The following is a 22,952-nucleotide window of genomic DNA, read 5'->3' on the forward strand; positions in this document are numbered from 1 at the left end:
GAAGGGCGCATCAGGATCAAGAAAGCGATTCGCGAAGCCCCCAAAGCGGAGGTTTATTCCGATGACACTGGTTTCTGCTGCTGAGCTGGCAGAGCGCGAGACCGCGCGCTGGCCGAACGAGAGCCCGGAATATCGGGCGGCGCGCACTGCGCTGCTCGCCGAGGAAATCGAACTGCGCCGCCATATCGAGGCGGTTGCCGAGCAGCGCCGTGCGCTGCCCGAAGGCCCGGAAGTCGTGCGCGACTATGCGTTCGAGGGCGAGGACGGCCCGGTGCGCCTCGCCGATCTGTTCGGCGGGCATGACACGCTGGTCGTCTATACCTGGATGTTCGGACCGCAGCGCGAACGGCCCTGCCCGATGTGCACCTCGCTGCTTTCGGCCTGGGACGGCGAGACGCCCGACATCGAGCAGCGGGTGGGCTTCGCCGTGACGGCGCGATCGCCGATCGGGAAACTGGCCGCGTTCAAGGCCGAGCGCGGCTGGCAGCATCTGCCGCTCTATTCGGACACCAGCCAGGATTTCAGCCGCGATTATGGCGCGATCGCGCCCGACGGCAGCGACATCCCGCAATTCCTGGTCTTCACCCGCAGGGATGGCACGATCCGGCTGTTCTGGGCGGGCGAGATGGGCGCCGGCAGCGCCGATCCCGGCCAGGACCCGCGCGGCGCGCCCGACCTGATGCCGCTGTGGACGATCCTCGATTCAACCCCCGAAGGGCGCGGGACCAGCTGGTACCCGTCGCTCGCCTATTGATCCCCAGGAGAGAAGAATGACCCAGATGATCTTCGTCAACCTGCCCGTGAGCGACGTGGCCAAATCGACGGCCTTCTATGAGGCGATCGGCTGCACCAAGGACGCGCGTTTCAGCAACGAGATGGCATCGGCGATGCAGCTGAGCGACACGATCGTGTTCATGATCCTGTCGAAGGACTTCTTCCAGACCTTCACCCCCAAGCCGATCGCCGACGCGCATGCGGTGACCGAGGCTCTGATCTGCATCTCGCGCGACAGCCGTGATGCAGTGGACGCGATCGTCGAGGCGGCGGGCAAGGCGGGCGGCAAGGCCGATGTGCGCGAGAAGCAGGACATGGGCTTCATGTACGGCCGCAGCTTCGAGGACCCGGACGGCCATATCTTCGAGCCGATGTTCATGGACATGGAAGCGGCCATGGCTGCCTTCCCCGAAGGCCCGGCGCATGAGCCGGCCTGAGCCCATGCAGCGCGACCGCATCATCGGCTGGACGCTGAGCGGCCTCGTCCTGCTGTTCCTGGCAATGGATGCCGGCGGCAAGCTGATCGCCCCGGCGATGATGATCGCCAACAGCCCGCCGCTGGGCATCCCGGCGGAGACGGGACTCTACCGGCAGCTGGGCGTGATCCTGGCGGTGTGCGGCCTGCTCTATGCGGTGCCGCGCACCGCCGTGCTGGGGGCGATCCTGCTCACCGGCTATCTGGGCGGCGCAGTGGCGATGCACTGGCGGGTGGGAAGCCCGCTGCTCAGCCACACGCTGTTCGGCGTCTATCTGGGCGTGATCGCCTGGGGTGGATTGTGGTTCCGCGACCCGCGCGTGCGCGCGCTGATCCCGATCGCCGGCTGACAATCCAAAGAGTCCGAAAGGAGAGGACCGATGGCAGACAAGATCACCACCGTGCTGTGGTTCGACCATGTGGCCGAGGAGGCCGCCAACTTCTACGTCTCGCTGCTGCCCGACAGCCATGTCGGCGCGGTGCACCGCGCACCCGGCGACAATCCCAGCGGCAAGGAAGGCGCGGCTTTGGTCGTCGAGTTCACGCTGGCCGGCCGCAGCTATGCCGGGCTCAATGGCGGGCCCGATTTCAAGCCGAACGAGAGCGTATCCTTCCAGATCCTCACCGAGGATCAGGCGGAAACCGACCGGCTGTGGAACGCGATCGTCGGCAATGGCGGCGCGGAGTCGATGTGCGGCTGGTGCAAGGACAAATGGGGCTTCAACTGGCAGATCACCCCGCGCCGGCTGATCGAGCTGAACTTCAGCGGCGATGCCGACAGCCGCCGCCGCGCCTTCGAAGCGATGATGACGATGCGGAAGATCGACATCGCGGGCGTAGAAGCTGCGGCAAAAGGCTGAGGAGACCGGCCATGACAATCGAGATCACTGGCTTCAACTGGGTGCCCGATTTCGCCCGCGGCTATGTCCGCGACCTGCGGCCGCGCTGGGCCTGCGAGGAGATCGGCCTGCCCTATGCCACGCGGCTGATCAGCCCGATCCCGCCCAAGCCCGCGCATTATTTCGAGGAGCAGCCCTGGGGCCAGGTGCCGGTGCTGCACGATGGCGGCATCCAGCTTTTCGAGAGCGGCGCGATCCTGCTGCATCTCGCCGAGAAGGACGCGCGGCTGCTGTCGCGCGATCCGCAGCAGCGCGCCACGAGCATCGCCTGGCTGTTCGCGGCGCTCAACAGCGTCGAACCGGGATTGTTCGAGCTGGGCAACGTCACCTTGTTCTCGAAGGACGAGGAATGGGCGAAGCTGCGCCGGCCGAGCCTGATGGAGGATATCGGCAAGAAGTTCGACCGCCTGGCTGATGCGCTGGGCGATCGGGAGTGGCTGGGCGAGGACGGCTTCAGCGTCGCCGACATCGCGATGGTGACGGTGCTGCGCAACGCGGATCGGAGCCCCCTGGTCAGCGAGCGCCCGGCGCTTGCCGCCTATGTCGCACGCGGCATGGCGCGGCCGGCCTTCGAGCGCGCGATGGCAGCGCAGCTCGCCGATTTCCAGCCCGCGCCGGTCGCTGCCTGACCCCGATAAAGAGGAGAGTGAACATGGCTTATATCGACGGCTTCGTGGCCCCCGCCCCCGACCGGGAGGCCTATATCAAGATGGCGGCCAAGGCCGCGCCGATCTTCCTCGAGCATGGCGCGATCCGCGTGGTCGAAGGCTGGGGGCATGACGTGCCCCGCGGCAAGACCACCGATTTCTACATGGCGGTGAAGGCCGAGGAGGGCGAGAATGTCGTCTTCTCCTGGATCGAATGGCCCGACAAGGCGACGCGCGACGCCGGCTGGGAGAAGGTGATGGCCGACGAGCGGATGAAGCCCGAGGGCGACATGCCGTTCGACGGCAAGCGCATGTTCTGGGGCGGCTTCGAGAGCATCGTCGACACTGCGGGAGACGGCAAGTGAACGCGCATGGCAGCTGGATCTGGTACGAGCTGATCACCGCGGATGCGGCGAAAGCCAAGGCATTCTACGACGCGGTCTGTGGCTGGAACATCGATGCAGAGCCGGCGCCCGGCGGCATGGACTATCGCATGATCAACGCGGCCGACGGCCAGGCGGGCGGCGTGATGCAGCTCAATGCCGACATGATCGCCGGTGGCGCCAAGCCGACCTGGCTCGGCTATCTGGGCGTGGACGACGTCGATGCGTCGGTCGCGGCGGTGGTAGAAGCCGGCGGGCAGGTGCATCTTCCCGCCTTCGACATTCCCGGCGTCGGGCGGCTGGCGATGGTCAGCGATCCGCAGGGCATGCCCTTCTACGTGATGCGCGGCGCGACCGAAGGCGCGACCAGCACCGCCTATCAGCGCATGGGCTTCGGCCATGTCAGCTGGAACGAACTGCGCACCACCGACGATGCCGCGGCGCTCGACTTCTACGGCAGGCTGTTCGCCATCGAGAAGGTCGGCAGCATGCCGATGGGCGAGATGGGCGACTACAGCTTCATCGCCAATGGCGACAGCAAGGGCGAAGCAGTCGGCGCGGTGATGAAGGCGCCGCCGGGCGCCCCGACCGGCTGGGGCTTCTATGTCCGCGTGCCCGACATCACCGAAGCGCAGCAAAAGGTGGAAGCCAGCGGCGGCAAGGTGGTGATGGGCCCGCACCAGGTGCCCGGCGGCGAATGGGTGATCAGCATCGTCGATCCCGAGGGCGTCGCCTGCGGCATCGTCTCGCCGAACAAGAACTGAGGAGGCCTGGATGCGCAAGCTTACGGGTGCGGTGTTCGTGTCGCTCGACGGCATCATGCAGGCGCCGGGCGGCCCGACCGAGGACTGGACCGGCGGGTTCAAGTTCGGCGGCTGGATGGCGGCGCTGGCCGATGAGGCTGTCGGCGCCACGATCGGCCCCTTGTTCGACGGCGACTTCGACCTGCTTCTCGGCCGCGAGACCTATGAGATCTTCGCGGGCTATTGGCCCTTTGCCGATGCCGATCACCCGATCCGCATTGCCTTCGACAAGGCCGCCAAGCATGTCGTCACCCATCATGACACGGGGCTCGACTGGGTGAACAGCCACCGGGTGGCCAGCATCGAGGACGTTGCCGAACTCAAGCGCAGCGCCGGGCCGGACCTGATCATCCAGGGCAGCTCGACGCTCTACCCGCCGCTGCTTGCCGCGGGCCTGATCGACCGGCTGGTGGTGATGACCTTCCCGGTGGTGCTGGGCGGCGGCAAGAAGCTGTTCGGCCCCGGCACCCCCGGCTTCACGCTGCGGATGACCGACCATCTGGTGAGCAGCGGCGGCACCGTGATCGCCACCTATGAACCGGCAGGGCCCGTCGAAACCGGCACCTTTGCCGGCCCCGAGATGAGCACGCGGGAAAAGGCGCGGCAGGAGCGGATGAAGCGAGGCTAACCCTCTCCTCCCTCGGAACGCAGTTCCGGGGGAGGGGGACCGCCGGCGCAGCCGGTGGTGGAGGGGGCAGTCCGACGCTCGGCAGCAATCCCCACAATATGGCGCACCACGCCATCCAGCTCATGCAACAACTCGATCGCCGGAATCCGTAACACCCGTACGCCCCGCGTTGCGAGCCACGCATCCCGCATCCCATCACGCGCCGGCTGATCCCCACGCGCATGAATCTCCCCATCCACTTCCACCGCAAGCCGGCTCCGCGCGCAGTAGAAATCGAGCACATAATCGCCCGCTTCATGCTGGCGGCGAAAGACATGCCCCTCGGGTTCGGTGCGCAACACACCCCACAGGCGCAGCTCGGGCGGGGTCATCCTGCGCCGCAGCTTGCGGCCGAGCCCCTTGGTTCGTGCTGATCCTCGCAACCGCATCGCAAGGCCCCCTCCACCACTCGCTTCGCGAGCGGTCCCCCTCCCCCGGAGCTTCGCTCCGAGGGAGGAAAGGGTCAAGCAAATGCCGGCGCGGCCTTCAAATGCTGATACGCCTCGATCACGCGCTGCAGCCGGCCCTCATGGCTGCGGTCGCCGCCGTTGCGGTCGGGGTGGAACTTGCGGACCAGTTCCGAATAGCGCTTGCGCAGCATCGTGCGGTCGGCGTCGATCTCGAGGTCGAGGACCTTGAGCGACTCGCGGTCCTTGCCGGAGAGCGGCTTGCCGTCCTTGCGCTCGCCGCGGTCCTTCATCCGATCGCGGAATCGCGCGCCGATCGCATCGAGCGGATCGGCGAAATCGGCCCAGCGCGGCGGCCGGTCGGCGCCGCCGGTGCCGGAGAAGGCACGCGTCTCGCGCTCCCAGCCGGCATAGGGGCGCTGGGCGTCGTGGATCTCGTCGGGCGTCATGCCCTGGAAGAAATTGTAGCCCGAGTTGAAGGCGCGGACATGCTCGAGGCACAGCCAGCGATATTCGCCGGGGCCGTCATAACCGCCGCGGGCATGCCCGACCGGCGCGCGGAACTCGCCCGGCTCGTTGCAGCCAGGCTCGGCGCATAGCCGGCCCTCCGCCTCCACCCGCCCGTGGAACCGCGCATTCGGCCTGTCTTTCCTGGAGTGGCCGTCCGCCACGCTACCTCCCTCGAACAAACCGCCTATATAGGCGCGATGACCGACACTGCCACCGGCGGACTCGCCGACATCATCGCCGCCCGTCTCATCGCCGCGCTCGCCCCGACGCATCTCGAGGTGATCAACGACAGCCATCACCATTCGGGCCATCTCGGCGACGACGGCACGGGCGAATCGCACTGGACCGTGGTAGTGGAGAGCGGAGCCTTTCAGGGCCAGTCGCGCGTTCAGCGGCAGCGACTGATCAACAACGCGCTCGCCGACCTGCTCGCCGGCCGCATCCATGCGCTGGCGATCAAGGCACGGGCACCGGGAGAGTAACCATGACGTACAAGCTCTGGTACTGGGCGGAAATCCAGGGCCGGGGCGAGTTCGTCCGGCTGCCGATGGAAGCCGCCGGCATCCGCTATGTCGACGTCGCCCGCGAACAGGGCAGCGACGCGCTGATCGCCGACATGCAGGCGCGGGAACATCGCCCGCCCTTCGCGCCGCCCTATCTCGACACCGGCAGCCAGGTGATCGCGCAGGTCGCCAACATCCTGCTGTGGCTCGGCGATCGCCACGGCCTGGCGCCGGAGGAGGAATCGACGCGCACCTGGCTGCACGAGATCCAGCTGACCATCACCGACTTCGTCGCCGAGGTGCACCAGGTCCATCATCCGGTGGGGGTGGGCCTCTATTACGAGGACCAGAAGGCGGAGGCGGCGCGCTTCGCCGCGGAATTCCGCGCGGAACGCATGCCCAAGTTCCTCGGCTGGTTCGAGCGATCGGTGGCCGGCGAATGGATGGCGGGCAATCGCTGGTCCTATGTCGACACCTCGATCTTCCAGCTGATCGAGGGGCTGCGCTACATGTTCCCGAAGCGGATGGCGGCGATCGAGGGCGACTATCCCAAGCTCGTCGCGATCCGCGACCGGGTGGCGGGACTGCCGGGGATCAAGGCCTATCTCGAAAGCCCGCGGCGCATCCCCTTCAACACCCAGGGCATCTTCCGCCATTATCCCGCGCTCGACGCGGCCTGACCCGGCACCGACCCGAAAGGGTGGGTTTCCAAACTGTGGCTGTCCGCGCCAGATGGCGCCGGTTATGAACCGGGCGACCAAGAGGGCAGCATGACCGACGCGCTTTTCACCCAGATCATCACGCCGACCACGCACGACCTGGGCGGCTTCAAGGTCCACCGCACACTGCCGTCCAAGCCGCGGACGATGGTGGGGCCGTTCATCTTCTTCGACCAGATGGGGCCCGCCGTGCTGAGCGTCGGCACCGGCATCGACGTGCGGCCGCACCCGCATATCAACCTGGCCACCGTCACCTATCTCTATGCCGGCGCGATCGACCATCGCGACTCGCTGGGCACCTTCGCGACGATCGAGCCGGGCGCGGTGAACCTGATGACCGCCGGCCAGGGCATCGTCCATTCGGAACGCTCGCCCAGCGCCGAGCGCGCCAAGGGGCCCGAGCTTTCGGGCATCCAGACCTGGCTGGCGCTGCCGGAATCGATGGAAGAGATGAACCCGGCCTTCGAGCATGTGGGCGCGGCCGACTTGCCGATCGTCGAGGACATGGGCGCGCGCTGCCGCGTGATCATGGGCGAGCTGTGGGGCGCGAAGGCGCCGACCACCACCTATGCCCAGACCATCTATGCCGACATCGCGCTCGATGCCGGCGGCGCGGTGCCGATCGATCCTTCGGCCGACGAGCGGGCGATCTACCTCGCCTATGGTGACGCCAGCATCGACGGCGTCGAGATGGAAGTCGCCACGCTCTACGTCCTGCGCCCCGGCATCACCGCGATCCTGCGCTCGGGCAGCGGTGGACGCGTGGCACTGTGCGGCGGCGAGGCCTTCACGACGCCGCGCCATGTCTGGTGGAACTTCGTCTCCTCCAGCCGCGACCGGATCAACCAGGCCAAGGAAGACTGGAAGGCCGGCAACTTCCCCAAGGTGCCGGGCGACGACAAGGAGTTCATCCCGATCCCCGAAGTGCCCAAGACGGTGAGCTATCCCTAGCACCCGCCTCAGCGTCTGCCGGCGCAAGGCGCGCTATGGGTCCCGCGAGGAAGCGCTGGCAGCGATCGCGAAGAGCGGGTGGGAGCTGCGCCCCTATCGCTGCGATCGGTGTTTTCAGTTCCACCTGACCAGCCGGACCAAGGGGAAGCGGGCAGTGCGCGCCACGTCCTGATCGTCATCCCGGCGAAAGCCGGGATCTCGTGCGGCTCTTTCCCGCGCCTTCGCCTGAGATCCCGGCTTTCCCCGGGATGACGGTTATTTGGCATGGCGCACATTCCCATCCGCCCCGCGACCCACTAGCCTCCCGCAAAACAGGAGAGGCGACATGGCGGATTTCGAACTCCAGCGGATCGCACTGCCCACCGGCGTGACGCTCAACGTCGCCATCGCGGGCGATCCCGCCAATCCGCCGATCATATTGCTCCACGGCTTTCCCGAATCGCACCGCACCTGGCGCCACCAGATCCCGGTGCTCGCCCGCGATCATTATGTGATCGCGCCCGACCAGCGCGGGTTCGGCGACTCGTCGCGGCCCGAAGGCGTGGCGAGCTACACACCCGACAAGCCGGTGGCCGACCTGCTCGCGCTGGCCGAGCATCTGGGCATCGGGCCGTTCACTTTGGTGGGGCACGACTGGGGCGGCGCGATCGCATGGATGGCGGCGCTGCAGAACCCGCAGCGCATCGCCCGGCTGATCATCGTCAACGCGCCGCACCCGCTGGCCTTCCAGCGCAGCCTGTTCGACGACCCAGCCCAGCGCGAGGCGAGCCAGTATATCACTGCTTTCCGCAACCCCGAGTTCGAGAAGTTCGTCGACCGGATGGGGCTGGAAACCTTCTTCGACACCAGCTTCGCCAAACATGCCGATGCCGCGCTGCTCGCCCCCGAAAAACCCGCCTATCTCGCCGACTGGGGCCAGCCCGGCGCGATGACCGCGATGCTGAACTGGTACCGTGCCAGCGCGATCCAGGTGCCCGCCCCGGGCGAGACGCCCGAACGACCGGCATGGCTCGACGCCCCCTTCCCACCGGTCACCCAGCCGACGCTGGTGATCTGGGCGATGCAGGACACCGCCCTGCTCCCCGTCCAGCTCGACGGGCTGGAGGCGCTGGTGCCCGACCTGACCGTGGTGCGCATCGCCAGCGCCGGCCATTTCGTGCCCTGGCAGAAGCCCGAGCTGGTGACCGAGGCGATACTGGAGTGGCTGGCGTAGCCCTCTCCTTCAGATGCGCAGTCCAAGCTGCTCCCCGGCGAAAGCCGGGGCCCAGGGTTTCTTTGCCGACTCGCTTGTGACCCTGGGCCCCGGCTTTCGCCGGGGAACTGGATCGTTGGCCTTCGATACAGGTCAGAGCACCACCTGCGCCGCGGCATCCAGGGCGATACCCTCGGTCGCGCGCGTATCGCCCGGGCGGACCCAGGCGGCGTGGGCGTGCGCGGTCGCCACCACTTCGCGCGCCTCGGGGCCGGGCCAGGTGCGGATGCTGACCACCTGCTCGCCGAGCGCCCGGTCGGGCTCCATCGCCACCCAGGCGAGCGGGCGTTCGAAGGTGGCGCGTGCGCCCGCCGCTTCCATCGCGGCACGAATGCGCGCTGTGCGGTCGTCGGGGATATATTGCCAGACCACCGAGTGCATCAGCACCCGCGTGACGCCTTCCGACTGCGGTTCGGCGAGGCGCGCCTCCATCCAGTCGGCGGCGTCGGCGCGATCGAGCCGAACCCCCTGCGCACGGATCATGCCGATCGCCTTTTGCAGCCGCTCCAGCCGCATCGGCGTCTCGGCCCAGACATAGGCGGACAGCCGCGCCTCCACCGCCGGATCGGTGACGTCGAGCGGCTGCACGTCGCAGCCCCGGGTGGAGACGATCTCCAGCGGCGGCACCGCGGGCGGCTCGCCGAGCCAGACGGGCGCGATCGTGACGGGCGAATCCGCCGGGCCGAACGCGACGCCGCCCAGATCGAAGCGATAGCGATCGATCAGCAGGTTGAGCCCGCCGCTCGATCCGATCTCCAATATCTCCAGCTTCGGGCCGCAGCGCCGCGCGACTTCGAGCAGGCCGACGATCAGCGCGCCTGAACGGCCGGGCTCGTTGGTCTGGGGCGGGCCATCGAGCCAGGGGAGCAAGGCCGCGTCGTTGCGCGCCAGCACGCGGTTGAACGCCGCCGCCGAGACCTGTCCGGCGAAGACCTGCGCCAGCTCGGCATCGGCGCCGGCAAGCACCAGCGCGTGCAGCCCGCCGATCAGCCGCAGCGGCAGCGCGTCGCGGGTCGGCTCGCCCGGCCAGTCGAGCACGCGGCGCCCGGTCTCGCTGCTGCGATCGAGCCCCTCCGCGATCGCCACGCAGATATCGGCATAGATGGGCGCATCCATCTTGCGGCAATAATATTCCTGGATCCGGAAAGCCCCGCGGTTCGTCGCTTCATCGGCCACAAGAAATACCTCCGTGGGGGCTCTGTTGCGCCTGGGAGGACGCCCGAGTAAAGCCCCGGCTTCGATGACCGAACCGCTGATCCTTGCCGTCCCCAAGGGACGCATCCTCGACGAGGCGCTGCCGCTGCTCGCCCGCGTCGGCATCATTCCCGAGCCCGACTTCTCGAACGAAGGCTCGCGCGCGCTGCGCTTCAAGACCAACACGCCGGCGATCGACCTGATCCGCGTGCGCGCGTTCGACGTGGCGACCTTCGTCGCACATGGCGCCGCGCAGCTCGGCATCGTCGGATCGGACGTGCTCGCCGAGTTCGACTATTCGGAGCTCTACGCCCCGGTCGACCTGGGCATCGGCCATTGCCGCATCTCGGTCGCCGAGCCGGCCGACCTTGCCAGCAAGGACGATCCGCGCGGCTGGAGCCATGTCCGCGTCGCGACGAAATATCCACACATCACCCGCGCCCATTTCGAAGCGCGCGGCGTGCAGGCCGAGTGCATCAAGCTGAACGGCGCGATGGAGCTGGCGCCGGTGCTCGACCTGGCGCCGCGGATCGTCGACCTGGTCTCCTCGGGCCGGACGCTCAAGGAGAACGGGCTGGTCGAGGTCGAGGTGATCGCGGAAGTGAGCAGCCGGCTGATCGTCAACCGCGCGGCGTTCAAGACGCGCGCGACCGAAGTCGTGCCGCTGGTCGACAAGTTCCGCAAGGCAGTAGCGGAATGATCCGCCTGGACGCCCGCGACGCCGGTTTCGCCGAGGCGTTCACCGATCTGGTCAATGCGCGGCGCGAGGCCGACGAAGACGTCGCGCGCGACGTGACTGCGATGATCACCCGCGTCCGCAGCGAAGGCGATGTGGCGCTCAAGGACCTGACGCAGCGCTTCGACAAGTTCGACCTCGACGCCCAGGGCTGGAAGATCGACCGCGCCGATTGCCTGGCCGCCTGGGAAGGGCTGAGCCCCGCGCTGCGCGACGCGCTCGAGCTCGCCGCCGAGCGGATCGCCAGCTACCACACCAAGCAGAAGCCCGAGGATCGCGACGAGATCGATTCCGCCGGCATCCGGCTGGGCGCGCGCTGGAAGGCCGTCGATGCCGCCGGCGTCTATGTGCCCGGCGGGCGCGCCGCCTATCCCAGCTCGGTGCTGATGAACGCGCTGCCCGCGCGCGCCGCGGGCGTCGGCCGGCTGGTGATGGTGACGCCGACGCCGAACGGCGAGATCAACCCGCTGGTGCTCGCCGCCGCGCATCTTGCCGGAGTCGACGAGATCTGGCGCGTCGGCGGCGCCCAGGCGATCGCCGCGCTCGCCTATGGCACCGAGAAGATCGCCCCGGTCGACGTGATCACCGGCCCGGGCAATGCCTGGGTGGCCGAGGCCAAGCGCCAGCTCTACGGCGTGGTCGGCATCGACATGGTCGCCGGCCCCAGTGAGATCGTGGTTGTTTCCGACAACAAGAACGAACCGGATTGGATCGCCGCTGACCTGCTCAGCCAGGCCGAGCATGACCCGACCAGCCAGTCGATCCTGTTCACCGACGACGCCGGTTTCGCCGACCAGGTCGCCGAAGCGGTCGAGCGCGCGCTGGCGAAGCTCGCCACCGAGAAGACCGCGCGGGCGAGCTGGGAGGCGAACGGCGCGATCATCGTCGTGCCCGATCTCGTCGCCGCGATGCCGCTGGTCGATCGGCTCGCCCCCGAGCATCTCGAGCTCGCCTGCGACCGGGCGGAGGGCCTGTTCGACATGGTCCGCCACGCCGGATCGGTGTTCATCGGTCGCCATACGCCCGAGGCGGTGGGCGATTATGTCGCCGGGCCGAACCATGTGCTGCCGACCGGGCGGCGCGCGCGCTTCGCCTCGGGGCTTTCGGTGCTCGACTTCATGAAGCGCACCAGCTTCCTCTCGCTCGACGAGGCCGGGCTGGCGGCAATCGGGCCGGCGGCGGTGGCGCTCGCGCATGCCGAGGGGCTGCCGGCGCACGCGGAATCGGTCGCGATCCGGCTGCGCCAGGGCTGATGCGCACCCCGGACCTCGACGCGGACGGCTGGTGCCTCGCCAGCGCGGCGGACTATCACGCGCTCGATGCCGAGGCCTTCGACCTGCCCGACGAGGCGACACGGGCCGGGCTGAAGCCGGGCGACTTCGCCAAGTTGATCTTCCTGATCGCAGTGGAGGAAGACGAGGAACCGATCACCGACCGGATGTGGGTGGTGGTCCGCGAGGCCGCCGATGGCAGCTATTTCGGGCTGCTCGATAACGAGCCCGACATCGACGAGAATGACGAATTCTGGCTGGGGAGCGAGCTGCCGTTCGGGCCGGAGCATGTGATCGAGGTGCAGGCGGGCAACGCCGAGAGCCGCGACTATGCCGCGCGCAAGCCGCTCAGGGCCTGGCCGCGGGGCTGAACGACTCCCCTCCCTGTAAGGGAGGGGTCGGGGGTGGGTGGAGACCTGGCGATACGGCCACCCATCATCACCCCGGCAACCGTAGGCGAGCATTCCACCCACCCCTAACCCCTCCCTTACAGGGAGGGGGACGGACGCCGCCACGCAACACACTTTGCCATATTGGCCGAACATACCTATGTGGCGCGCCATGCCTAGCCCAACCGCAAAGTCCCGTTCCAAGGCGCGCGCTGCCGCGCGCCTCGCCGCCGTGCAGGCGCTGTACCAGCACGAGATGGAAGCGACCTCGATCCCGGCGCTGCTCCACGAGTTCCACAATCATCGCCTGGGTGCGACGATCGAGGACGTGGAATATGCCGAGGCCGACATCGCCTTTTTCGACGACATCGTCACCGGCGTGAGCGAGCGCCGCGACGAGATCGACCGGATCATCGCCGCCAAGCTGAGCGCCGACTGGAGCCTCGACCGGCTAGACAAGCCAATGCGCCAGATCCTGCGCGCCGGCACCTATGAGCTGATGGCGCGCAAGGACGTGCCGGTAGGCGCCGCGATCAGCGAGTATCTCGACGTGACCGACGCATTCTACGACCGCCGCGAAAAGGGCTTCGTCAACGGCATCCTCGACGCCGTCGCCAAGGAAGTGCGGGGTTGACCCCATTCCTCCCCGAGCTCCGCTCGGGGAGGGGGACCGCGACGCGCAGCGTCGTGGTGGAGGGGCCGTCGCGCCAGCGACGGTTGCCTTTGCCGCAAGCGCTCACCGCGCCCTTGGCGCGGCCCCTCCACCATCCTGCGGATGGTCCCCCTCCCCGAGACAAGCTCGGGGAGGATTTCTGAGATGAACGAAGCTCAGTTCATCGCCGCGCTGCGCACCCTGCCGCTCCACCCGGGCGCGCAGGATCTCCGCGACGACACCGCGACCTTGGCCGTCGGCGGCGAGACGTTGGTTCTCACCCATGACGCGATCGCCGAGGGCGTCCATTACCGCCCCGGCACCGATCCGTTCGACATCGCCTGGAAGCTGGTGGCGGTGAACCTGTCCGACCTTGCCGCCAAGGGTGCCGAGCCGCTCGGCGTGCTGATCGGTGCGGTGCTGGTCGATGGCGCCGAGCGCTTCGTCGAAGGGCTGCGCGCGATCCTAACCGAATATGCCGTGCCGCTGCTCGGCGGCGACACCATCTCGGTTTCGCCCGCAACCTTCGGCTGCACCGCGATCGGCCGGGCGACCTGCGCCCAGGTCCCGCGCCGCGACGGCGGGCAGCCGGGCGACGGGCTGTGGATCACCGGCCCGCTGGGCGCGGCGATGCTCGGCTTCGAAGGCGGCAACGCCGCCGCCTATCTGCGTCCCCGCCCCCGGCTGGCCGACGGGCAGGCGCTGGCGCCGCACGTCCATGCGATGATGGACGTGTCCGACGGGCTGCTGCTCGATGCCGCGCGCATGGCCGAGGCGAGCGGCTGCACCGCCGAGATCGCGCTGACCCGCGTGCCCGTCGCCGCCGGTGCCGACCCGCTGCGCGCAGTCACCTGGGGCGACGATTACGAACTGCTCTTCGCAGCACCGGAGGGCTTCCAGCCGCCCGTGCCGGCCGCGCGGATCGGCAGCCTGGCGCACGCGGGCGCCGCGCCGTTGCTGCTCGACGGCCAGGTGCCGCAAATCCCGCTCGGCTACCAGCATCGCTGAGCGGCTTGCGCTGCGGGCACGCGCCCGATAGCCTCCCCGTACCGGGCCTTTGAAATCCGGCACACAGACCGGCGCGGCTCGATATCCAATTAGGGGAAGGGCTTGAACGCATGACGATTGTGTACATCGCCATAGCCTGCGGCGTGCTCGCAGTGCTCTATGGCTTGTTGACCAGCCAGCAGGTGCTGAAGGCGCCGGCCGGCAACGACAAGATGCAGAGCATCGCCGCCGCCATCCAGGAAGGCGCCAAGGCCTATCTCGGCCGGCAATATATGACGATCGCCATCGTGGGCGTGATCGTCGCCATCGTATTGTTCTTCACGCTGGGAACGCTCTCGACGATCGGCTTCGTGCTGGGCGCGGTGCTTTCGGGCGTCGCCGGCTTCGTCGGAATGAACATCTCGGTGCGCGCCAATGTCCGCACTGCCGAAGCCGCGCGCGGCTCGCTCCAGGGCGGCCTGACGCTCGCCTTCCGATCGGGCGCGATCACCGGCATGCTGGTGGCGGGCCTGGGCCTGCTCGCGATCGCGCTGCTGTTCTGGTACCTGGTCGGCGTCACCGGCGAGGAAGCCAATAGCCGCAAGGTGATCGAGGCACTGACCGCCCTCGCCTTCGGTGCATCGCTGATCTCGATCTTCGCCCGCCTCGGCGGCGGCATCTTCACCAAGGCCGCCGATGTGGGCGCCGACCTGGTCGGCAAGGTAGAGGCCGGCATCCCCGAGGACGACCCCCGCAACCCGGCCGTGATCGCGGATAACGTCGGCGACAATGTCGGCGACTGCGCTGGCATGGCCGCCGACCTGTTCGAGACCTATGTCGTGACGCTGGGCCTCACCATGGTCTCGATCGCGCTGCTGGTGAAGAACCTGGCCGGTGAGGCGCTGCTCAAGCTGATGGCGCTGCCGCTGATCATCGGCGGCGTGTGCATCATCACCTCGATCATCGGCACCTATATGGTGCGGCTGGGCAAGAGCCAGTCGATCATGGGCGCGCTCTACAAGGGCTTCTGGACCACGGTGATCCTGTCGATCCCCGCGATCTGGTTCGCCACCCAATATACGCTGGGCGACATGAACGCGGTGATCGGCGCGCTGCCGGTCGACCCGACCGCCTTCCTCGAGGCGAACGACCATATCTCCGCCGAAGCGGCGCTCGGCCTTGGCGCCGGGCCGCAATTCACCGGCATGAGCCTGTTCATCTGCATGATGATCGGCCTGGCGGTGACCGGCCTGCTGGTGTGGATCACCGAATATTACACCGGCACCAACTATCGCCCGGTCAAGTCGATCGCCAAGGCATCGGTGACCGGCCATGGCACCAACGTGATCCAGGGCCTGGCGATCAGCCTGGAATCGACCGCGCTGCCGACGCTCGTCATCGTCGTCGCGGTGATCGCGGCCTATCAGATCGCCGGCATCATCGGCGTGGCCTTCGCTGCGACCTCGCTGCTGGCGCTGGCCGGCATGGTCGTCGCATTGGACGCCTATGGCCCGGTGACCGACAATGCCGGCGGCATCGCCGAGATGGCCGGCCTGGAGGACGAAGTCCGCCACAAGACCGACGCGCTCGACGCAGTGGGCAACACCACCAAGGCAGTGACCAAGGGCTATGCGATCGGTTCCGCCGCGCTCGCCGCGCTGGTGCTGTTCGGCGCCTATACGACCGACCTGAAGGAGTTCTTCCCCAGCGTCGTCGTCGATTTCAGCCTGAGCAATCCGTACGTCATCGTCGGCCTGCTGCTCGGCGCCCTGCTGCCCTATCTGTTCGGCGCCTTCGGCATGACCGCCGTCGGCCGCGCGGCGGGTTCGGTGGTGGAGGACGTCCGCCAGCAATTCGCCAACGACAAGGGCATCATGGCCGGCACCAGCCGCCCCAACTATGCCCGCACGGTGGACATCGTCACCAAGGCGGCGATCAAGGAAATGATCGTGCCGTCGCTGCTGCCGGTGCTGAGCCCGATCGCGATCTACTTCATCATCACCGCCGTTGCCGGCCAGGCCCAGGGCTTTGCCGCGGTGGGCGCGATGCTGCTCGGCGTGATCGTCTCGGGGCTGTTCGTCGCCATCTCGATGACCTCGGGCGGCGGCGCCTGGGACAATGCCAAGAAGTATATCGAGGACGGCAATTACGGCGGCAAGGGATCGGACGCGCACAAGGCGGCGGTGACCGGCGACACGGTGGGCGATCCCTATAAGGACACTGCCGGCCCGGCCGTGAACCCGATGATCAAGATCACCAACATCGTCGCGCTACTGCTGCTCGCGGCACTTGCGGGCCACGCCGCGGGCTGATCTTCGACGCAGGTATCGACTGCCCCGCCCGGAGCGATCCGGGCGGGGTTTTTATTGAACCATAACAATGCGGTCTCTGACTTGCCGCAGAAACACTGCGCCAATAGGCTCTGGCTTCGAATTCGGTTCGAAGGGGGGGATCATGGTTTCGCGTCGCGTGTACGCCGCTTTGCTGGCGTCGGTCTGGCTTGCTTTGCCTACGGGCGCATTCGCGCAGCAAGCGGGGGAAGCCGCCAAGCCGGCGGATACGCCGCAGCCGGGCCCGGCCAAGCTTCGCGCGCCGCGCGCCACCGAGGATTTCGCGCAGCTGCCGCTGATGGACCGGCCGAAGATCTCGCCCGACGGCACGCTGCTCGCCGCCAAGATCGCCTCCGAGGGCAAGCAATATTTCGCGATCGTGCCGCTCAACGGCGACAAGCCGCGCTATGTCGGCATGGGCAAGTACGACCTCAACTGGTGGCGCTGGACCAACAGCGACTGGCTGATCGTCGGCTTCGGCACGACGATGCCGGTCGACGAGGGCGAGGAATGGTACATCCAGCGCGCCGCTGGCGTGAAGGCCGACGGCAGCAAGCTCAACATGCTGGCGCGCGACGCCGCGCAGGACGGCGACGACGTAATCTGGGTGGCGCATGACGGCACCCCGCGCATCCTGCTCGCCGCGCAGCATTCGATCTATTCCGACGATGCCCAATTCTATCCCAGCGTCGCCGAGATCGACGTGTCGACCGGCAAGGCCAAGACGGTGGTGCCCCCGCGCGACGGCGTGATGAGCTGGGTGGCCGACGGCAGGGGCATGGTGCGCATGGGCTTTGCCAGCTCGCTCGATGGCCGCGAATCGCGCGTCTATTATCGTGGGCCGACCGGCGGCAGCTTCCGCGAGATCGTGCGCCAGAAGCGCGGCGATTCCTCCGATCGCGTGCTGCCCGCCTTGTTCCTCGCCGATCCGGCCAAGGCGATCGCCTATGCCGATGACGACAAGGGCTATGGCGGCATCTACGAATATGACCTGGCAACGCTGAGCAAGGGCAAGCTGCTCTATGCCAGCAAGGGCTTCGACATCGGCGCGATCACCACCACGCACGACGGCGACGGCATAGCCGGGATCGACTATAACGAAGCTTCGTCGCGCACCGAATGGATCGACCCCGATCTCGCCAAGCTGCAGGCCGAGGTATCGGCGCAGATCAAGGGCGGCCATGCCGCGATCACTTCGTACAGCGACGATCATCGCCGGGCGACCGTCTATGTCGGCGGCGCGGATTCGCCCGGCGCCTATTTCCTCTACGACCGCGCCGACAGCTCGATGACGATGCTGTCCTACGCCAATCCCACGCTCAAGATGGCGCGGCTGCATCCGGTGAAGACGATCACCTACAAGGCGCGCGACGGGCTGGAGATCGCCGCGGTGCTGACGCTGCCGCGCGGCCGGCCGGCGAAGAACCTGCCGCTGATCGTTTATCCGCATGGCGGCCCCGGCGCGCGCGACGACGAGAGCTGGGACTGGTGGGCGCAGTTCCTCGCGGATCGCGGCTATGCCGTGATCCAGCCCAATTATCGCGGCTCCACCGGCTATGGCACCGAGTTCAACAACAAGGGCTATGGCGAATGGGGCCTGAAGATGCAGGACGACCTGAACGATGCGATCACCGCGCTCGCCAGCCAGGGCATCGCCGATCCCAAGCGCGTGTGCATCACCGGCGGCTCCTATGGCGGCTATGCGGCGCTCCGCGCGGCGCAGCGTGACGGCAAGCTCTATCGCTGCGCGGTGGCGTTCGCCGGGGTCTCCGACCTGGGCGCGATGAAGCACTACAATGCCGGCTTCCTGGGCGGCGCGGCGACGGGCGACTGGCTGAAGAAGCAGGCGCCGGACTTCAAGGCCGTGTCGCCGATCAGCAGCCCCGACCAGTTCAGCATCCCGGTGCTGCTGATCCATGGCAAGGAAGACGTGGTCGTCCCCTATTCGCAGTCGCGCGAGATGGCCGAGAAGTTGCGCCAGGCAGGCAAGCCGGTGATCTTCATCTCCCAGCCCCAGGGCGACCACCATTTCACCCGCGGCGAGGACCGGCTGCAGTTCCTCAAGGCGATGGAGGATTTCCTGAAGCAGCATAACCCGGCAGATCCGGCACCCACGCAGTGAGGGCGCCGTTTCTTGCCGCGGGTGCGGCATTGCTGGTGCTCGGCACGGCGCCTCTGGCGGCGCAGCAGGCAGCGCCCGCCACTGCCCTCATCCCGGCATCGACCTTTGCCGACCGTCCGTCGCTCAGCGCGCTGTCACTCTCCCCGGACGGCGGCCGGATCGCCGCGATCGAGCGTTCGGGCGACACGGCCCGGCTGCTCGTCTTCCGCGCCGGCGAGCAGCGCGACCCGCATTATTACGAGGTCGGCAAGCGGGCGATCACCGATGTCGACTGGGCGGGGCCGGACCATATCCTGATCACGGTGACCGTCTATGCGTCGTTCTTCGGCCTGCAATTGCCGGTTTCCCGCCTGATCGCGATCGACCTCAACACGCACGCGTTCCACGAAATCGATTCGGACAGCTCGAGCCTGGGCGCCGGCGACGTGCTCTATGTCGATCCCAAGGGGCAGTGGATGCTGCTGGCGGTGCAGCAGTCGATGACCAAGACGCCGCTGGTGAAGCGGATCGACCTCGCCACCGGCGCGGTGACCGTCGTCGAGAAGGCGCGCCCTGACATCTGGAGCTGGTTCGCCGACGGCAACGGCGTGGTGCGCGCCGGCATCGCCTATGACGATAACCGCTGGACGATGTGGTATCGCAGCCAGGCCGACGCCCCGCTGACCAAGGTCCGCTCGACGCTCGCCAAGGGCCTCGATGGCTCGATCGATTCGGTCCATTTCTTCCCCGGCGAAGAAACCGGCGTGATCGTCACCAATGCCAAGTCGGACCGGTTCGCCGCTTATCGCTTCGATTTCCGCACCGGCGAGATCGGCGACGAGATCTATGCCAATCCGCAGGTCGACGTCGACCGGATCATCGGCAATCCGGTGACGCGCGCGCTCTCCGGCATCGCCTATGAGGACGAACGCCACCATGTCGCCTGGATCGAGCCGGCGATGCAGGCGCTGCAGGCCAAGCTCGACCGGGCGCTGCCCGGGCTCGACAATCTGGTGATCGACCGCAGCCTGGACGGCAATCGGCTGCTGATCTGGTCGGCCGGCGCATCGGACAGCGGCACCTATTATCTGTTCGACATCGCCGCACGCCGGCTCGAGCGGCTGGTGCGCCCCTATGAGAAGCTCGGCGGCGTGCCGCTGGCGACGGTGCAGCCGGTGCGCTACGCCGCACGCGACGGCGTCTCCATCCCCGGCTATCTGACGCTGCCTCGCGGCCGCGACCCGCATGCGCTGCCGCTGATCGTGATGCCGCATGGCGGGCCGTTCGCGCGGGACAGCTGGGACTATGATCCCTTCGTCCAGTTCCTGGCGAGCCGCGGCTATGCCGTGCTCCAGCCCAATTTCCGCGGCTCCACCGGCTATGGCAAGCAGTTCGTCGAGCTGGGCTATGGCCAATGGGGCCGCAAGATGCAGGACGATCTCGACGACGGGATGGACTGGCTGGTCCAGACCGGCGTCGCCGATCCCAAGCGCGTCTGCATCATGGGCGCTTCCTATGGCGGCTATGCCGCGTTGTGGGGCGCGATCCGCAATCCCGAGCGCTATCGCTGCGCGGTGAGCCTGGCCGGGGTGACAGACCTGCCCGGCATGCTGAAGACCGACAAGCGCACCTTCTCCGCCCCACGCTACTTCAAGCAGTGGGAAAGCAAGGTGCAGGGCGAGAAGGACACCGATCTCAAGGCGCTCTCGCCGCTCGCCCAGGCAGTGCGGATGACGCGGCCGGTGCTGATTGGGCATGGGGAGAAGGATTCGAACGTCCCTGCCAAGCAGGCGCATGACATGGTCGCGGCGCTCGCTGCGCGGAAGGGTTCGCAGCCCGAAGTGGTCTCGGTCTTCTACAAGGACGAAGGCCACGGTCTTACCGACGCGAAGGACCTGACCGACTTCTTCGAGCGGCTCGACGCCTTCCTCGTCCGGCACAATCCGGCCGATGCAGCGAAGCAGTGAGCGCAAAGCGATGGAAAAACCGGCCCCCGGCGCCTATATGCAGTGCCGGACGGCTCCCAGCTTCCCTTTTTTCGCGCACCGCTGTAAAGGCACCGCCACTTTAGGCGCGCGCTGATCCACGAGGTATTTTTTGGCCAAAGAAGAACTGCTTGAAATGCGCGGACAGGTCGTTGAGCTTCTGCCCAACGCCATGTTCCGCGTCCGGCTCGAGAATGATCACGAGATCCTCGGCCATACCGCCGGCAAGATGCGCAAGAACCGCATCCGCGTGCTGGTCGGCGACGAAGTGCTCGTCGAGCTCACGCCCTACGACCTGACCAAGGGCCGTATCACCTACCGCTTCAAGTGATCGCTTGAAGTAATCCCCGTTCGCCCTGAGCTTGTCGAAGGGCCGTACTGCTCTTCACCAAGGGAAAGAACGGTGCTTCGACAAGCTCAGCACGAACGGCTCGGGTGGCGCCTCAGGCCGTGAAGCTCGTTCTCGCCTCCACATCGCCGCGACGGCTCGATCTGCTCAGGCGGATCGGCGCCGAGCCCGCGCGCGTGGCCGCGCCCGATGTCGACGAAGACGTCCGCCCCGGCGAGAGCCCGCGCGCCTATGTCCAGCGCGTCGCGATCGACAAGGCGCATGCCGTGGCGCGCGCCGCCGACGAGATCGTGCTGGCCGGCGACACCACCATCGCGGTGGGCAAGCGCATCCTCGCCAAGCCCGAGGACGAGGCCGATCTGCGCCGCATGCTCGCGCTGCTCTCCGGCCGGCGCCACCATTGCCTGTCCGCCATCTGCCTGATCGGCACCGACGGCAAGGCGCGCACCCGGCTCTCCGACACCGTGGTCGCCTTCAAGCGGCTGACCGAGGTGGAGATCGACTGGTACGTCGCCAGCGGCGAAGGCATGGGCAAGGCGGGCGGATACGCCATCCAGGGCAAGGCCGAGGCGTTCGTCCGCTATCTCGCCGGCAGCCATTCGGGCGTGGTCGGCCTGCCCGTGTTCGAGACGCGCGCACTGCTGGTGAGCGCCGGCTACCCGCTTGGCTGAGTGGCTCTACGAGGCCGGGATCGGCGAGAACCGCGCGGCTTTGGTCTCGCGCGGCAGCATCTGGAAGGCACGGATCGAGCTGGAGGGCAGCGCCCCGCGCGCGGACGCGGTGCTTGAGGCCAGGCTGGTCGACAAGGCCGCCAAGCTGATCGCGCTGGACGGCGGCGGCGAGGCGCTGTGCGACCATATCCCCAAGACGGTGACGCAAGGCGCGAAACTGCGCGTGAAGATCACGCGCGAGGCGATCCCCGAGCCGGGCCGCGCCAAGCTGCCCAAGGCCGTGCCGAGCGACGAGGAACTGACCGACGGGCCAAGCCTGCTCGAGCGGATCACCGCGACCGGGCTGCCGGTGCGGGTGCTGCGCGCGCATGAGCCCGATGCGCTCGAGGAAGCGGGCTGGTCCGAAGTGCTCGAGGAAGCGATCACCGGCGAGATCGTGTTTGCCGGCGGCGCGCTGCGGCTGTCCCCTACCCCGGCGATGGCGTTGTTCGACGTCGATGGCTCGGGCAATCTCGAAACCTTGTCAGTCGCGGCGGCGCATGCCGTGGCGCGCGCGATCGAGCGGCACGGCATCGCCGGATCGATCGGCATCGACTTCCCGACGCTGAGCGGCAAGGGCGCGCGGAATGCCGTGGCGGAGGCGATCGACGCCGCCCTGCCCCAGCCGTTCGAGCGGACCGCGGTGAACGGCTTCGGCTTCCTCCAGATCGTCCGGCGGCGCGTGCGCCCCTCGCTGCCCGAGCTGCTGCGTGCCGACCTGACCGGCGCCGACACCCGCGCCGCGCTGCGGCACATCGAGCGGCTTCCCCCGCCGCCCCCGACTACCCATATGGTGACCAGGAACATCGCGCGCCGCCTCGCCCAGCAACCCGGCTGGACCGCGGAGCTGGCGCGGCGAATCGGCGGCGTGACTGAATTCACGTCGGCTAAGGATTCTGCGGCTAAGGACTGACATGGCAAAGAACGACACCTGCCCCGTCTGCGGGCAGCCGAGCACGATCGAGAGCAAGCCCTTCTGCAGCCGCGGCTGCAAGGACCGCGACCTGCTGCAATGGCTGGGCGAAGGCTATCGCATTCCCGGCGAGACAGTTGACCTGCATGCAGATTCAGGGGTGGACAGCCCCGATAACCGCGCCTAAGAGGCCCGCTCCCCGGCACTCGCCGGGCGTGCCCGGGTAGCTCAGTTGGTAGAGCATGCGACTGAAAATCGCAGTGTCGGCGGTTCGACTCCGTCCCCGGGCACCACTTCCATCCTGAACGGACCATTCTCCTGCACCTGCAGGCGCGCGCAACTATA

The 22,952-nt window shown here is 67.7% G+C and carries 27 protein-coding genes and 1 tRNA gene; 25 read left to right on the top strand and 3 right to left on the bottom strand.

Annotated elements, in window-relative coordinates; genetic code table 11:
* The first annotated feature begins 61 nt into the window (after positions 1-61).
* Genes P6144_RS17870 through P6144_RS17905 form a run of 8 tightly spaced genes read left to right on the top strand, consistent with a single transcriptional unit; the run spans position 62 to position 4,609 of the window.
* Positions 62-754: a DUF899 family protein gene (locus P6144_RS17870; protein ID WP_277769172.1), complete on the top strand. Its 693-nt coding sequence runs from the start codon at positions 62-64 to the stop codon at positions 752-754.
* Between the two features lie 16 nt (positions 755-770).
* Positions 771-1,211, top strand: a complete 441-nt coding sequence (locus tag P6144_RS17875; protein ID WP_277769173.1) for a VOC family protein — start codon at positions 771-773, stop codon at positions 1,209-1,211.
* Positions 1,198-1,599, top strand: coding sequence for a DoxX family protein (locus P6144_RS17880; protein WP_277769174.1), 402 nt, complete (start codon positions 1,198-1,200; stop codon positions 1,597-1,599). The genes P6144_RS17875 and P6144_RS17880 overlap by 14 nt, the downstream gene beginning before the upstream one ends.
* A gap of 30 nt (positions 1,600-1,629) precedes the next feature.
* A complete protein-coding gene (locus tag P6144_RS17885; protein WP_277769175.1) occupies positions 1,630-2,109 on the top strand; it encodes a VOC family protein in 480 nt (159 codons plus the stop codon).
* Positions 2,110-2,120: 11 nt separating this feature from the next.
* Positions 2,121-2,777, top strand: coding sequence for a glutathione S-transferase family protein (locus P6144_RS17890; RefSeq protein WP_277769176.1), 657 nt, complete (start codon positions 2,121-2,123; stop codon positions 2,775-2,777).
* 23 nt (positions 2,778-2,800) lie between these two features.
* Positions 2,801-3,160 (top strand): DUF1428 domain-containing protein, encoded by a 360-nt coding sequence (locus P6144_RS17895; protein ID WP_277769177.1) that lies wholly within the window; start codon positions 2,801-2,803, stop codon positions 3,158-3,160.
* Positions 3,157-3,942: a VOC family protein gene (locus tag P6144_RS17900; RefSeq protein WP_277769178.1), complete on the top strand. Its 786-nt coding sequence runs from the start codon at positions 3,157-3,159 to the stop codon at positions 3,940-3,942. Before P6144_RS17895 ends, P6144_RS17900 begins: the two co-directional genes overlap by 4 nt.
* 10 nt (positions 3,943-3,952) lie before the next feature.
* Positions 3,953-4,609 carry a dihydrofolate reductase family protein gene (locus P6144_RS17905; RefSeq protein ID WP_277769179.1) on the top strand — a complete coding sequence of 219 codons (657 nt, stop codon included), beginning with the start codon at positions 3,953-3,955 and terminating at the stop codon, positions 4,607-4,609.
* On the opposite strand, the gene P6144_RS17910 is transcribed toward P6144_RS17905, so the two are convergent.
* Both P6144_RS17910 and P6144_RS17915 read right to left on the bottom strand, forming a co-directional pair.
* Entirely contained in the window at positions 4,606-4,980 is a 375-nt protein-coding gene (locus P6144_RS17910) for an endonuclease domain-containing protein (RefSeq protein WP_277769180.1), read from the bottom strand. The genes P6144_RS17905 and P6144_RS17910 overlap by 4 nt on opposite strands.
* Positions 4,981-5,111: 131 nt before the next feature.
* Positions 5,112-5,726, bottom strand: a complete 615-nt coding sequence (locus P6144_RS17915; protein ID WP_277769181.1) for a J domain-containing protein — start codon at positions 5,724-5,726, stop codon at positions 5,112-5,114.
* A gap of 36 nt (positions 5,727-5,762) precedes the next feature.
* Here P6144_RS17915 and P6144_RS17920 point away from each other — a divergent pair, with 36 nt between their 5' ends.
* From P6144_RS17920 to P6144_RS17940, 4 genes are all read left to right on the top strand, one after another.
* Positions 5,763-6,047 carry a BolA family protein gene (locus P6144_RS17920; RefSeq protein ID WP_277769182.1) on the top strand — a complete coding sequence of 95 codons (285 nt, stop codon included), beginning with the start codon at positions 5,763-5,765 and terminating at the stop codon, positions 6,045-6,047.
* 2 nt (positions 6,048-6,049) lie between these two features.
* Positions 6,050-6,748, top strand: coding sequence for a glutathione S-transferase (locus tag P6144_RS17925; RefSeq protein ID WP_277769183.1), 699 nt, complete (start codon positions 6,050-6,052; stop codon positions 6,746-6,748).
* 90 nt (positions 6,749-6,838) lie between these two features.
* On the top strand, positions 6,839-7,738 hold the full coding sequence (locus P6144_RS17930) for a pirin family protein (RefSeq protein ID WP_277769184.1): 900 nt from the start codon (positions 6,839-6,841) through the stop codon (positions 7,736-7,738).
* A 325-nt stretch (positions 7,739-8,063) separates the two neighbouring features.
* A complete protein-coding gene (locus tag P6144_RS17940) occupies positions 8,064-8,951 on the top strand; it encodes an alpha/beta hydrolase (protein WP_277769185.1) in 888 nt (295 codons plus the stop codon).
* 132 nt (positions 8,952-9,083) lie between these two features.
* Here P6144_RS17940 and P6144_RS17945 read toward each other — a convergent pair whose 3' ends face one another.
* Complete coding sequence (locus P6144_RS17945; RefSeq protein WP_277769186.1) at positions 9,084-10,106, bottom strand: DUF2332 domain-containing protein; 1,023 nt, start codon at positions 10,104-10,106, stop codon at positions 9,084-9,086.
* 124 nt (positions 10,107-10,230) lie between these two features.
* Here P6144_RS17945 and hisG point away from each other — a divergent pair, with 124 nt between their 5' ends.
* The 13 genes from hisG to P6144_RS18010 all read left to right on the top strand — a co-directional run bounded on the left by hisG (position 10,231) and on the right by P6144_RS18010 (position 22,900).
* Positions 10,231-10,884: an ATP phosphoribosyltransferase gene (hisG, locus tag P6144_RS17950; protein WP_277769187.1), complete on the top strand. Its 654-nt coding sequence runs from the start codon at positions 10,231-10,233 to the stop codon at positions 10,882-10,884.
* Positions 10,881-12,173, top strand: a complete 1,293-nt coding sequence (gene hisD / locus P6144_RS17955) for a histidinol dehydrogenase (protein WP_277769188.1) — start codon at positions 10,881-10,883, stop codon at positions 12,171-12,173. The genes hisG and hisD overlap by 4 nt, the downstream gene beginning before the upstream one ends.
* Positions 12,173-12,562: a hypothetical protein gene (locus tag P6144_RS17960; RefSeq protein ID WP_277769189.1), complete on the top strand. Its 390-nt coding sequence runs from the start codon at positions 12,173-12,175 to the stop codon at positions 12,560-12,562. Before hisD ends, P6144_RS17960 begins: the two co-directional genes overlap by 1 nt.
* A 190-nt stretch (positions 12,563-12,752) precedes the next feature.
* Positions 12,753-13,214, top strand: a complete 462-nt coding sequence (gene nusB, locus P6144_RS17965; RefSeq protein ID WP_277769190.1) for a transcription antitermination factor NusB — start codon at positions 12,753-12,755, stop codon at positions 13,212-13,214.
* Positions 13,215-13,397: 183 nt separating this feature from the next.
* The gene (thiL, locus tag P6144_RS17970; protein ID WP_277769191.1) at positions 13,398-14,240 is read left to right on the top strand and encodes a thiamine-phosphate kinase; all 843 of its coding nucleotides are present in this window, start codon (positions 13,398-13,400) and stop codon (positions 14,238-14,240) included.
* A 110-nt stretch (positions 14,241-14,350) separates the two neighbouring features.
* Positions 14,351-16,531: a sodium-translocating pyrophosphatase gene (locus P6144_RS17975; RefSeq protein ID WP_277769192.1), complete on the top strand. Its 2,181-nt coding sequence runs from the start codon at positions 14,351-14,353 to the stop codon at positions 16,529-16,531.
* Between the two features lie 142 nt (positions 16,532-16,673).
* On the top strand, positions 16,674-18,671 hold the full coding sequence (locus tag P6144_RS17980) for a S9 family peptidase (RefSeq protein WP_277769193.1): 1,998 nt from the start codon (positions 16,674-16,676) through the stop codon (positions 18,669-18,671).
* Positions 18,668-20,617, top strand: a complete 1,950-nt coding sequence (locus tag P6144_RS17985) for a S9 family peptidase (protein ID WP_277769194.1) — start codon at positions 18,668-18,670, stop codon at positions 20,615-20,617. Before P6144_RS17980 ends, P6144_RS17985 begins: the two co-directional genes overlap by 4 nt.
* 130 nt (positions 20,618-20,747) lie before the next feature.
* On the top strand, positions 20,748-20,966 hold the full coding sequence (infA, locus tag P6144_RS17990) for a translation initiation factor IF-1 (protein ID WP_003049127.1): 219 nt from the start codon (positions 20,748-20,750) through the stop codon (positions 20,964-20,966).
* 119 nt (positions 20,967-21,085) lie between these two features.
* Positions 21,086-21,655 (top strand): nucleoside triphosphate pyrophosphatase, encoded by a 570-nt coding sequence (locus P6144_RS17995; protein ID WP_277769195.1) that lies wholly within the window; start codon positions 21,086-21,088, stop codon positions 21,653-21,655.
* Positions 21,648-22,607 carry a ribonuclease gene (locus tag P6144_RS18000; RefSeq protein WP_277769196.1) on the top strand — a complete coding sequence of 320 codons (960 nt, stop codon included), beginning with the start codon at positions 21,648-21,650 and terminating at the stop codon, positions 22,605-22,607. The genes P6144_RS17995 and P6144_RS18000 overlap by 8 nt, the downstream gene beginning before the upstream one ends.
* Before the next feature lies 1 nt (position 22,608).
* Positions 22,609-22,794 (top strand): DNA gyrase inhibitor YacG, encoded by a 186-nt coding sequence (gene yacG / locus P6144_RS18005; RefSeq protein WP_277769197.1) that lies wholly within the window; start codon positions 22,609-22,611, stop codon positions 22,792-22,794.
* Between the two features lie 30 nt (positions 22,795-22,824).
* Positions 22,825-22,900, top strand: a tRNA-Phe gene (locus tag P6144_RS18010).
* Positions 22,901-22,952: the final 52 nt, after the last annotated feature.

The organism is Sphingomonas sp. HITSZ_GF, assembly GCF_029543155.1.
In the GTDB taxonomy this organism is placed as follows: Bacteria; Pseudomonadota; Alphaproteobacteria; order Sphingomonadales; family Sphingomonadaceae; genus Sphingomonas.